The 11830-nt window shown below is 42.9% G+C and carries 13 protein-coding genes; 10 read left to right on the top strand and 3 right to left on the bottom strand.

Features of this window, described 5'->3' with window-relative positions:
* Positions 1 to 436 precede the first annotated feature (436 nt).
* From B2866_RS09885 to dcd, 8 genes are all read left to right on the top strand, one after another.
* Positions 437 to 1153, top strand: a complete 717-nt coding sequence (locus B2866_RS09885) for a CoA transferase subunit A (RefSeq protein ID WP_296193523.1) — start codon at positions 437 to 439, stop codon at positions 1151 to 1153.
* Positions 1154 to 1221: 68 nt separating this feature from the next.
* Positions 1222 to 1851 (top strand): CoA transferase subunit B, encoded by a 630-nt coding sequence (locus B2866_RS09890; protein ID WP_296193526.1) that lies wholly within the window; start codon positions 1222 to 1224, stop codon positions 1849 to 1851.
* A 67-nt stretch (positions 1852 to 1918) separates the two neighbouring features.
* A complete protein-coding gene (locus B2866_RS09895; RefSeq protein WP_296193529.1) occupies positions 1919 to 2719 on the top strand; it encodes a 3-hydroxybutyrate dehydrogenase in 801 nt (266 codons plus the stop codon).
* A gap of 171 nt (positions 2720 to 2890) precedes the next feature.
* A complete protein-coding gene (gene mgtE / locus B2866_RS09900; RefSeq protein WP_296193532.1) occupies positions 2891 to 4243 on the top strand; it encodes a magnesium transporter in 1353 nt (450 codons plus the stop codon).
* 251 nt (positions 4244 to 4494) lie between these two features.
* Complete coding sequence (gene apbC, locus B2866_RS09905) at positions 4495 to 5718, top strand: iron-sulfur cluster carrier protein ApbC (protein WP_296193534.1); 1224 nt, start codon at positions 4495 to 4497, stop codon at positions 5716 to 5718.
* 91 nt (positions 5719 to 5809) lie between these two features.
* Entirely contained in the window at positions 5810 to 6232 is a 423-nt protein-coding gene (locus B2866_RS09910; protein WP_296193536.1) for a hypothetical protein, read from the top strand.
* Between the two features lie 26 nt (positions 6233 to 6258).
* Positions 6259 to 7362: a DUF2804 domain-containing protein gene (locus B2866_RS09915; RefSeq protein WP_296193538.1), complete on the top strand. Its 1104-nt coding sequence runs from the start codon at positions 6259 to 6261 to the stop codon at positions 7360 to 7362.
* 162 nt (positions 7363 to 7524) lie between these two features.
* Entirely contained in the window at positions 7525 to 8100 is a 576-nt protein-coding gene (gene dcd / locus B2866_RS09920; protein WP_102076576.1) for a dCTP deaminase, read from the top strand.
* Between the two features lie 148 nt (positions 8101 to 8248).
* On the opposite strand, the gene B2866_RS09925 is transcribed toward dcd, so the two are convergent.
* Both B2866_RS09925 and B2866_RS09930 read right to left on the bottom strand, forming a co-directional pair.
* A complete protein-coding gene (locus B2866_RS09925; protein WP_296193541.1) occupies positions 8249 to 8686 on the bottom strand; it encodes a ClpXP protease specificity-enhancing factor in 438 nt (145 codons plus the stop codon).
* A gap of 133 nt (positions 8687 to 8819) precedes the next feature.
* Positions 8820 to 9434 carry a glutathione S-transferase N-terminal domain-containing protein gene (locus tag B2866_RS09930; protein ID WP_068404413.1) on the bottom strand — a complete coding sequence of 205 codons (615 nt, stop codon included), beginning with the start codon at positions 9432 to 9434 and terminating at the stop codon, positions 8820 to 8822.
* A gap of 341 nt (positions 9435 to 9775) precedes the next feature.
* Here B2866_RS09930 and B2866_RS09935 point away from each other — a divergent pair, with 341 nt between their 5' ends.
* The gene (locus B2866_RS09935; RefSeq protein WP_296193546.1) at positions 9776 to 11104 is read left to right on the top strand and encodes a tyrosine-type recombinase/integrase; all 1329 of its coding nucleotides are present in this window, start codon (positions 9776 to 9778) and stop codon (positions 11102 to 11104) included.
* 117 nt (positions 11105 to 11221) lie between these two features.
* Entirely contained in the window at positions 11222 to 11398 is a 177-nt protein-coding gene (locus B2866_RS09940; RefSeq protein WP_296193549.1) for a hypothetical protein, read from the top strand.
* On the opposite strand, the gene B2866_RS09945 is transcribed toward B2866_RS09940, so the two are convergent.
* The coding region (locus B2866_RS09945) for a transposase (protein ID WP_296193550.1) at positions 11399 to 11830 on the bottom strand (432 nt) is incomplete at its 5' end. It lies immediately after the preceding gene.

An 11830-nucleotide genomic window follows, 5' to 3' on the forward strand; every position in this document is an offset into this window, starting at 1 on the left:
AATAATCTGCTTAAACAGCCACAAAGAATTCGGTCGTTAACTGCTCGTGCTTGGGCGCAACTTTAATTGTTGGGTTTGGTATAATAATAATAGCAAATGTGCTAAACATGAAAGCCTCTCCTTGGCCGGTGTTAAATAGCGAATAAATAACGTTTGCTACTACGTCATGTACAGGCGATAGTAATATCGCTATTATCAAGTAGCGCAAACGTGAAATACCGCTCCCATTTCCTTATGGTTATTCTCTAGTCGCTGTGAGAATAATATGTTAAGTTAGCATAAGCATTCCAAATAAGATATATCGATACGCAGTGTATTGCTTTTAAAAATATCTGTGTCTATTGGTTGGTAAGACAAGAGTTGCCATGATGTGAGTTGCATCATGCAGGAAAAATCATTAACTAAAATATAAAAAGTGACTTGCAAGGAGATGAGCATGAGTCAATCAAAAGTATATAGTAGCGCAGCAGAGGCGTTAAAAGATGTCGTCAGCGACGGTCAAACTCTCGCTATTGGAGGGTTTGGTCTGTGCGGCATTCCTGAAGCGCTGATTGAAGCATTACGTGATAGCGGGGTCAAGGAATTAACCTGTATCAGTAATAACGCCGGTGTCGATGATTTTGGTTTGGGCTTACTATTACAAACGCGCCAAATTAAAAAAATGATTTCATCGTACGTCGGTGAAAATAAAGAGTTTGAGCGTCAATACTTATCAGGCGAGCTAGAGGTTGAGCTAACGCCGCAAGGCACGTTAGCGGAAAAACTGCGTTCAGGCGGCGCTGGTATTCCAGCGTTTTATACCGCAACTGGCGTTGGCACACAAGTGGCTGAAGGCAAGGAGACGCGCGAGTTTGATGGTCGTACCTATGTGCTTGAGCATACTTTGCGGGCAGATGTGGCACTAATTAAAGCACAAAAGGCTGACAAAGCCGGCAACTTAATTTTTAATAAAACGGCGCGTAACTTTAATCCAGATTGTGCGATGGCGGGTAAAGTTACGGTTGTCGAAGTTGAGGAAATCGTAGAGATTGGGCAGCTAAACCCCGATGAGATCCATCTACCGGGTATTTTTGTCCAGCGTATTGTCTTAAATGATAATCCCGAAAAACGTATTGAAAAAACTACTACCAAAGCAGCCACTACAAGCGCTTAAATGGAAGATTGTTTAATGGTTTTAATGAAAAAATAACAATAGGCTTTGTAAAAAATAAGGAGATTATCATGGCATGGACAAGAGAGCAGATGGCACAGCGCGCCGCGCAAGAGTTAAAAGATGGCTATTATGTCAATTTGGGAATCGGATTGCCGACCTTAGTAGCCAACTATATCCCTGAAGGCGTCGATGTTTGGCTTCAGTCTGAAAATGGTTTACTCGGTATCGGTGAGTTTCCAACGGCAGAAAATGTCGATGCGGATTTAATCAATGCAGGCAAGCAAACTGTTACTACCGAACCTGGTGCCAGCTATTTTAGTAGTTCAGAATCGTTTGCGATGATTCGCGGTGGTCATGTCAATCTGGCGATATTGGGCGCGATGGAAGTATCCGAAAAAGGCGATCTGGCCAACTGGATGATTCCGAAAAAAATGGTCAAAGGTATGGGCGGCGCGATGGACTTAGTTGCTGGCGTGCAGCGGGTGATTGTATTGATGGAGCAAGTCAATAAGCATGGCGAGCCAAAAATTCTTGCCGAGTGTGAATTGCCTTTGACAGGTAAAGGCGTGGTCGACCGTATCATTACCGAGCTTGCCGTATTAGACGTCACTGACCATGGGCTAAAACTGGTTGAGCTGGCAGAAGGCGTAAGTTTTGAGGAGTTACAAGGAAAAACGCCGGTGAGAATTACCCAATAAGCATGTTTAATAAACAAGCGGGTAATATAGGCATCCAAACAACCTATTTAATAATGGACTATAAAATATGGCGACCACATTACAACAAGATTTGACCGGCAAGGTGGCATTAGTCACTGGCGCTGCAAGCGGCATTGGCCGTGATATCGCTGAAACCTATGCTAAAGCAGGCGCTGCCGTTGGTATTGCTGATATTAATCTGGCAGCCGCACAGCAAACGGTTGATGCTATCGAAGCCGCTGGCGGACGTGCACTTGCAATTGTTATGGATGTGACCTCAGAGGGTGCCGTAAATTCTGGCATACAGCAATTAGTGGATACCTTTGGTGGTATTGATATTCTTGTTTCTAATGCTGGTATTCAAATCATTGACCCGATTCATAAAATGGCGTTTACTGACTGGAAAAAAATGCTTGCTATTCATTTAGATGGGGCATTTTTAACCACTAAAGCGGCTGTGCAGCATATGTATAAAGCTGACAAAGGCGGTACGGTCATTTATATGGGCTCAGTGCACTCGCATGAAGCGTCATTATTTAAAGCACCGTATGTAACTGCCAAGCACGGACTACTTGGACTGTGCCGGGTATTGGCAAAAGAAGGCGCTGAACATAATGTACGCGCACATGTCATTTGTCCCGGTTTTGTCAAAACACCATTAGTCGAGAAACAAATCCCGCAACAAGCGGTTGAAAAAGGCATCAGTGAAGAATCTGTGGTAAATGACATTATGTTGGTCAATACCGTTGACAAAGAATTTACTACGGTTGATGATATCGCTCAATTGGCATTATTCTTAGCGGCTTTTCCAAGTAATGTATTTACTGGGCAGTCTATCGTAGCCAGTCATGGTTGGTTTATGAATTAACGCTGTGGTCAATGGATAGGTTTGCGAGCTGTTTGCTTGGTTTAAGCATCATTAGCTTGCTAATAAAACCTCAATCCTTTAGGATTTGATTTTATGTTAACTTGAGCCAATAGTATTGGCTCTTTTTTATGAGCGCCTGTTGCCCATTTTGCGCTGTACGGAGTAAAAGCAATGAATAATAAAGACTTGGCGTTAACCTATGCCGAAAAACTAAGCCGTGCTATTGAGCAGCAGCAATATGAGCAAGCGATTGAAGAGATTCAAGACCTGCGTCCTATCGATATAGCCGATTTATTGGCGCTGATTGAACCCAAACTCGCTTGGCAGTTACTTGCGCATTTGCCCAATCGCTCGACGATATTTGCCTATTTGGATCCTGATAGTCAAGTAGCGCTCGCTTATGTATTTCCTCGTGCTATTTTAGCCAAAATAGTCGGCGAGATGCCGTCAGATGAACGGACTGATTTGTATAAGCGCCTCAGTCAAGACCAACGCGACGTGCTATTACCTGCCTTAGCGCAAGCAAAGCGTGAGGATATTCGCCGTTTATCCGCTTATGAAGAAGGTACGGCTGGTGCCTTAATGAGCTCTGATTATGCGACATTAGGTGCTGAGATGACTGTCGCTGAGGCCTTGGACGCGCTACGTTTAGAGGCGCCTGATGCCGAAACTATTTATCATGCTTATGTGATTGATGACGCGCGTAAGCTATTGGGCGTGGTGTCATTAAGAGTGCTTATTTTATCATCGCCTGAGCAGCGCATTAAAGACATTATGGTCAGCTCGGTCATCTCTTCTGATGTCAATGATGACCAAGAAGACGTTGCTAAAACCGTTGCCCGTTATGACTTAATCTCCCTACCCATTACCGATGCCAGTGGGGCGTTGGTTGGTATCGTCACCCACGATGATGCGATGGACGTGGCAAGTGATGAAGCGACTGATGACTTTCATAAGTCAGGCGGTGTCTCAACCATGGTCGGGCGCTTAAAAGACGTCAGTATTACCGTTCTCTACCGTAAGCGGGTTTTTTGGCTAGTATTTTTAGTATTTGGCAACTTGCTGTCGGGGCTAAGTATTGCTAACTTCGAAGACGTCATTGCGGCAAACTTAGTATTGGTATTTTTCCTGCCTTTACTGGTTGATAGTGGCGGTAACGCCGGCTCGCAATCAGCGACTTTGATGGTACGTGCTTTAGCAACGGGTGATGTGGTGATGCGTGACTGGTTTTCACTCCTTGGCCGCGAAGCCTTGGTTGCATTGATGTTAGGTGGAACTATGGCCGTTGCCATTGCGCTTATCGGCTATGTACGCGGTGATGCGACCGTATCTTTGGTACTGGCGCTAAGTATGCTGTGCGTGGTTATGATTGGTAGTGTCATTGGTATGAGTCTGCCTTTTATACTCAATAAGCTTGGTTTTGACCCTGCGACCGCCAGTGCGCCTTTGATTACTTCAATCAGTGATGCCTCGGGCGTGTTGATTTATTTATTCATCGCTTCTAAGTTTTTACCGATTGGTTAGTCTGTTGAATAAAGTGTGGCTTAAGTAAAAATACCGTACCGCCTTTGACATTGATATGGCCTTCATACCTACTGACAGTGTGGTTTTTTTATAGCGCCCATTGAGCTACACTGTATCTATATAAAAGCATTTGGCAAACGCTTTATAAGCTAAGACTTTAGCTGAGAATCTTTTTTAAACCAGTTATTGTTTAAAAAAGATTCATCGTTTTGCCAAATTTAACCATCGATATATAGGTAGTAGAGGTAGCTATGTTTAATTTTATAAAAAAAAGAGCATCTTCGAAATCCGAATCTCCGCAGCAACAAGCTGCTCGTGATAGCGCCGTTGATCAAGTATTGCTCAATTACCATTTGGGTAATAGCAGTCTTGCGACTATGGTTACAGGTCTAGAGCGCGATGGCGATGAGCTAACCTTGGATTTGCGTCTGCCGCAAAATAGCGACCCTGAGACCATTCAACAAGAGCTTGGTAATCTACTGCATCCGCATGGTATCAGAGTGATTCATATGAATGTGCGCTTACCAGCTCCAGCAAAAGGCGCGGGGTCAAGCCTACCAAAAGCCATGCCAAAAACCACCAACGCGATGGAAAAGCAGGCCAAACCCTCTGCAAATATGGATAGCAGCAATCAGGCCGAGCCACCGATTACTAAAGCAGCTCCGACGCAAGCGTCCCTAACGGCGCATCCACGTATCCGCCATATTATCGTCGTCGCTTCGGGTAAAGGCGGCGTAGGCAAATCAACCACCACCGTCAATATCGCTTTAGCATTACAAAAGTTAGGCAATCGTGTTGGCGTGCTGGATGCTGATATTTACGGGCCGAGTATGCCGACGATGCTGGGTGTGGCCAAAGTCAAGCCTGAGCTGGAAAATGAGCAGTTTGTTCCTATTGAAGCACATGGCCTGGCAATGCTATCGATTGGTAGTTTGCTCGATGGTGATAATACACCTGTGGCGTGGCGCGGACCAAAAGCCACTGGCGCCTTGATGCAGCTATATAACCAAACCAATTGGCCGCAGCTAGATTACTTAGTTATCGATATGCCGCCCGGTACTGGCGATATTCAGCTGACATTAGCGCAGCGTATTCCGGTAACGGGTGCAGTGATTGTGACGACGCCGCAGCATATCGCCTTACTTGATGCGCAAAAGGGCATCGAGATGTTTAATAAAACCAATATTCCAGTACTTGGTGTGGTTGAAAATATGGCGCTGCATACCTGTAGCAACTGTAACCATACCGAAGCGATTTTTGGTACTGGCGGCGGTGAAAAAATCGCTGAGCAATATAATGTGCCACTATTGGGTCAGTTGCCACTTGCTAGCGGTATTCGCGCCCAAGTGGATAAAGGCGAGCCGAGTGTGTTGGCCGATGATGAATTTGCGCCATATTATCTCAGTATTGCTAAAAATATCGAAGCCAATATCAATAAATTTGCCAAACCTGTCGATGATAAGCGGATTTTTTAATGGTTTTTAGTGGTTTCTAAAGTTAGTAAAATAGCCTAAGCATATAAAACATTAAAATCTAAGTAGCTTTGAATTTTAAAAAGAAAGTATGGTGAGCTTATCGATTTATCAAAGTCATTTAGACACTATTCCAAAGCAATATCAGCTCCTAAAATTATTTCGTCCGCCGATATACGTGATTGAGCTCTCAAACAATCAAGTGAGCGCCGTTTTCTACTATAAAGAGGGCAGTAGCAAACGCTATCAGGTTAATGCGGATTTTAGCAATCGCCGAATGGTGTTTGCTGATTTTTTACAAGCAGTACAAGCTATGACTGATTTATTGCTTAAATTTTCTAAGCATCCATTTGGAATAAGTTCTTTTGCAGTAGTCAATGTGACAGAAGAGCTTATAGATGGTTTGACGATGATAGAGATTAAAGCTATTAGGGAAGCCGTTTGGGCTGCTTCAGGACAAGCAAAAAGAAGAATAGTTAGCAGCACAGTCAGCTACCAAGGACAGGTAGTCTCCTAATGAATTTTGGCTAGGATGCCGTAAAAATGAAACAAAACGATAATCACCAACCTATCGCTAATCACTTGAGAGCAGTTGGGATTGACCAGCTTATTCAAAACGGTCAACCTAACTTTGGCGTTTTTGCTAACGTTAAGCGCATCAACTATCTTGACTATCATAGTTATCTTATCTCGCAAAAAGCGCTGCCAAACTGGCGCAAAGCGCTTAAAGCCAACCAATTTTGTTTTATCCAAATCATCGAGCCGCCTTATCGAGTTTGCCTAGCACTGGCGACGATTAAGCTTGCGACCAGCGCCTTCTTTTATCTCTATAATGATGAAACTAATAAGCTAGAAGCTTGCGAAGCCTTGCAACCTTTGACTCGGCAGACGCTATTAGAAGGCGATTGTTATCAGGGTCAAATGGCATTTACTCATGACAAGCTGACCGTAATATTGGATTTTATGCCTTCCCAGATTAACGTCGTGCTAGATAGTCAAAACCTTGCACTCAATGCAATCCTATCAAGACAATCACAGCCACTAGCTATCTGTACACCGACCGGTAGGCGCGGTTGGACCTTTACCCAAAAAGAGCCGTTAACTGCAGTATCTGGACATGTAATCATTAAAGATAATTCAAAATTTAGTACTAAAGCTCTGGATACTCAGTCTAAAAAAATAGACTTTACTGACACGACTATTGCCAATCTAGATTGGACGCTCGGCTATATGCGCCACGAGACTAATTGGTTTTGGACTTGTATCAATAGTTATTTGCCCGATGGTCGTCATTTCACCTTGAACTTATCGATGGGCGTCAACGAAACCGGCGCTAGTGAAAATGCCTGCTGGCTTGATGGGCAGATAGGATATCTGCCGCCTGTGATGTTTATACGTCAAGATTTGGATGCAGCCACGCAGAATACTTGGCGTATTTATCATCAGAACCTCGGCTGGAGTAAGGTTGATATTGATTTAACCTTTATGCCGATTGCTGTTTATAAAAAGACCGATAACTTTGGTGTGCTCGCTAGTATCTTTGAGCAATGGCTGGGTTTTTATAGTGGTGAGATACGGCTAGCAGATGAGGTGATTAAGCTTGATAAGGTAATGGGCTTAGCAGAAGATCATTTTGCTAAATGGTAACTGATGAGTGCTTATGATGCATTTATAAATAGCAGGCTTAATTTTTAAGTCGTTGCCGCTCTATAAATTGCGCCGTCAATTCCGTATAATCGTCGCTACCAAAAATCTATTATCACAATGGCTATTAAAAATTGGCTATTGAAAATTTTTTAAGGAACAACAATGTCTATCAAGTCTGACCGCTGGATTCGTAAAATGGCCGAAGAACATGGCATGATTGAACCGTACGAGCCAGGTCAAGTACGTTTTAATGATGCCGGCGAGCGTTTGGTCAGTTATGGCACCTCAAGCTACGGTTATGATGTACGCTGTGCGCCTGAGTTTAAAGTCTTTACCAACGTGCATTCAGTGATTGTAGATCCTAAAAACTTCGATGAAAAAAGCTTCATTGACGTCATCGGTGACGAGTGTATCATTCCGCCAAACTCTTTTGCTTTGGCACGTACGATGGAGTATTTTCGTATTCCGCGTGATGTATTGACGATTTGCCTTGGTAAATCAACCTATGCACGCTGCGGTATCATCGTCAACGTCACACCACTTGAGCCTGAGTGGGAAGGTCATGTGACGTTAGAATTTAGTAATACTACCAATTTACCAGCACGTATTTATGCGGGCGAGGGCGTAGCACAAATGCTGTTTTTTCAAAGTGATGCCGATGACGTTTGCGAAACCAGTTATAAAGACCGCGGCGGTAAATATCAAGGTCAGCGCGGTGTGACACTACCAAGAACCTAATACTCAAGCACTTAAACGCCAAGAGATTAAGTGTTTTTAAGCCTGTTAGTATTGTGGGCTGACAAGAAAAAAGGCCAGCATATTGAATATGACTGGCTTTTTTATGGCTAACTCTTTTGGCTATTTTAAAGTCGATTTTTTAACGCAATTATTTTAGAACTTTTAAACCCGCTTTATTATCGCGCTTAGGTTTCTGGGCAGCGGCACTTTTCTTAGAGGTAGTCGCTGCGTCTTCTTCAGGGACATAATCATCGTATTCATTAGGGTCAAAAAACATCCCTTGCGAATTTTCTTTGGCATAAATACCCATCACTGCTGTTAGCGGTACCCAAATCTCTTGCGAGACACCGCCGAAGCGCGCACTAAAATGAATATAATCATTTTCCATGCTCATATTACCGGTCGCGCGGCTGGCAATGTTGAGCACGATACGTCCGTCTTGGACATGCTCTTTAGGCACTTGGACGTTGTCAGCGGTAGCATCTACCATCAAGTATGGGGTGAGCGCATTGTCCTCTATCCATTGATATAGCGCGCGCACCATATAGGGACGTGTTGGGGTAATAGAGGTGGTTTCTTCGCTCATTTTTTGGTTTCCTTATGCATTATTATTAAATACTGTCTCGTTTGCGATAAAGTCGTATTTATAGAAAAATCATTCACTATATCGCTATTCTATATCAGAGTCTATTTTAGGGGAGTCATCAGCGGTTGTCTAATTAACGCACGCTTTTTTGAAAGCTGTCACGCTCAAAGACCCGTTTTTGATAGTCAAATAGAGGGCGGCTGATAGCACGCGGTAACTCAATACCCATCTCTTCTAATCGCCATAATAACGGTGCTAGAAGCACATCGCACCAGCCAAATTCATCTGCCATAAAGTAGGGCTTATGAGCAAACAAGGGTGATAAAGTAATCAAGGAGTCGCTTAGCTGCTTTTTCGCCAAGGCTGCTTGCGCTTTGTTAAAACTGTCCGGATGCATGAGCAACCGTTTGCCTAGTACCAACCAATCATGTTGTATACGCCAAGCCAATTGGCGAAACTGGGCGCGCTCTTGCGGCGTATCCGGCAATAATTTATTGGCATGATAACGCTCCTCAAGATATTCGAAGATAACGTTAATCTCATATAGCGCAATCTCACGCTGTTGTAAGACAGGCAAAGTGTGATAGGGGTTGAGCTCGGTCAAGTCTTCCGGACGCTCAGAATGCAGGCGCGATAAATAATAGGCAAGTTTTTTTTCTTCAAGCAATAGGCGTACCACATGGCTGTTGTAGCCATCGTCAGCGTATAAAATCAGCTGACTACTTGGAATGTCATTCGCATCAATCATGGAAGCCTAATGTATTAGTAAAGCCTATTATCGTAAACAATGTCGCTGCGTTTATCAAGGCAACGTACGTAAACATTGCCCATAAGGCTGTTTTTAACAGAAAATTCTATAACTAACCATTTACTCAAACATAAAAAAAGCACTACCGAAGTAATGCTTTTTTCATAATACATGGTTTAACTTGATAAAACGATAGACAATAAAATTATTCCTAGAACCCTTTATTTTATTGATGTGTAGTGATTTTAGATATATGATGTACTACAACGTACGATATTATCTTACAACATAAAGCATTATAAATGGCTACCAAGGTGGCTACCAGATTAAGGGGCAGGAAAATGGTTAGAAAGGAGGTTAGCACCGATACCCAAATCAAACGGGCAATCAAAGAAGCTGTGCAAGCTGACAAAGCAGTTAGTTATCCAATAGCAGGTTATAAAGGCTTAGAGATACGCATAAGACCGCATAAAGATAGCACAGATGCTACAGCCGATTTTAGACACCGCTATACACACCCCATTACAGGCAAACGCCCTTACATGACGCTAGGACAATACCCAGCGTTAAGCCTTGCCGATGCCCGTCAATACCACAGCGACAATATGCAACTACTAGCCAAAGATATAGACCCAATAGAGCATAGAGAAAGTAAAAAGAAAAAGCTGATAACCGACCGCCAAAACATCTTAAACCACTTCATTAACGAATGGCGCGATATTCAAGCCAGCAAAAACCTAAATAAACGCACTATCAAAAATCTTGAGGAATTAGTAAGACCGATTGAAAACCAGTTAGGGCATATGAAAGTAACAGACATAACCCCCAGTCTAGTTATCAAGTTTATTAATGACATTCAAAAAACCAATACCTATAAAGGATTGAGGGTAAGAACGTTATTAAAGAGTATCTTACAGATTGCCAAAGCTCATATGGTGATCGAATACAACCCAGCAAGCGACCTACAAGGAACGCTAAAAAGACATGCATCTAAACACCGCCCAGCATTGAGTAATGATGTGACCGCTTTTGCCAAACTGCTAAACGAAATTGACCAGTTAGACGATGCCAGCCAGCTATATAACAAGCGTATCTTACAGCTATTGGCTTTAACCTTTACTCGAGTAGGCGACCTATGCGCTATGCAATGGACTGATATTAATTGGCTCAAAAATCAATGGCAGTTTAAACCACAAAAGGCAGGTAACAGGGGCGATATGGTAGCTAGTCTAGTGATACCACTTGCACCGCAAGCCATAGCCATATTAGAGCAGATGCAACCGCTAACAGGTGATAGCGATTATGTATTTCATAACCCTAGACGCAAAAAAGAGCCTTACCATCATACGCAAGCAATCAACAAAGTATTAAACAGTGAGTTAATGAATAACGGACAAGGCTACAAAGACATTCACAGCCCACACGGCTTTAGAAGTACAGCAAAAACTATGCTGATGGAGCGACTAGGCTATGATGAATTGATAACCGAATTGGCATTAGGTCACCGCATGCTTAATGCTTATGGCACTGCATACAATCGCATGACAGGATTAGATCAACGCGCTGCAATGATGAACGACTGGGCGAACTATATAGACGCTATCAAGGCTGGCAAGTTTGATAATGTTATTCATGCAGATTTTAAGCAACGAGCACAAAAGCAGGGCTAAAACGCTGCTACAATGACCATGCAAGGCTAGGACTAATTACCCGAACGGCTGCAATTTACACACCTTAAAGCAGCCAGCGCCTTGCACCTATTATTAAGGTGTGAAAAGGTGTGAATTATGGTTAAGTCTAGACAGGATTTTTCAAATGCTGACCTTGAAAAAATTCTTAAACAAGCTGAACAGATAGAATTTGAAAGATTGCAACATAGAACAACTATACCCACAGTATTTATAAAAGAATTACTAGATAGCCCACCTAACTTCTTACTAAGTCGTAATTTTTTTGATGTATAGTCAGTTCAAAATAAAAGTGTTATGCCTTGGACAAACATCATAAAACAATTTGGATAAGTCGTTTTCCAACCAGCCTTGGCGTAGAAACTTCACCTGAGCCCATTTCTTTTCGATAGGGTTTAGGTCTGGGCTGTACGGCGGCAACCAAAGAATACGATGACCGTGCCTGTTTAGTAGCTTTTGAATGCGTTTATTCTTATGAAATCTGGCGTTATCCATGACAATCACGCATTTGGTTTTAAGACTTGGGATTAGCTTGTGTTTGCACCAGTGATAGAAGACGATGCTGTTGATGTTTGTCTCAAAGTAATCAAGCGCAAACAGCATCTTTTCATACAGAGCACCAATAACGTTGGTTCGCTTTTTACCTTGCCAGTTGTAGCTATCGATACAAGGCTTACCAATCGGTGCATAACCATGAGAGCGAATGGT

Origin of the sequence: Psychrobacter sp. UBA3483 (assembly GCF_002377905.1) — a bacterium.
GTDB lineage: Bacteria > Pseudomonadota > Gammaproteobacteria > Pseudomonadales > Moraxellaceae > Psychrobacter.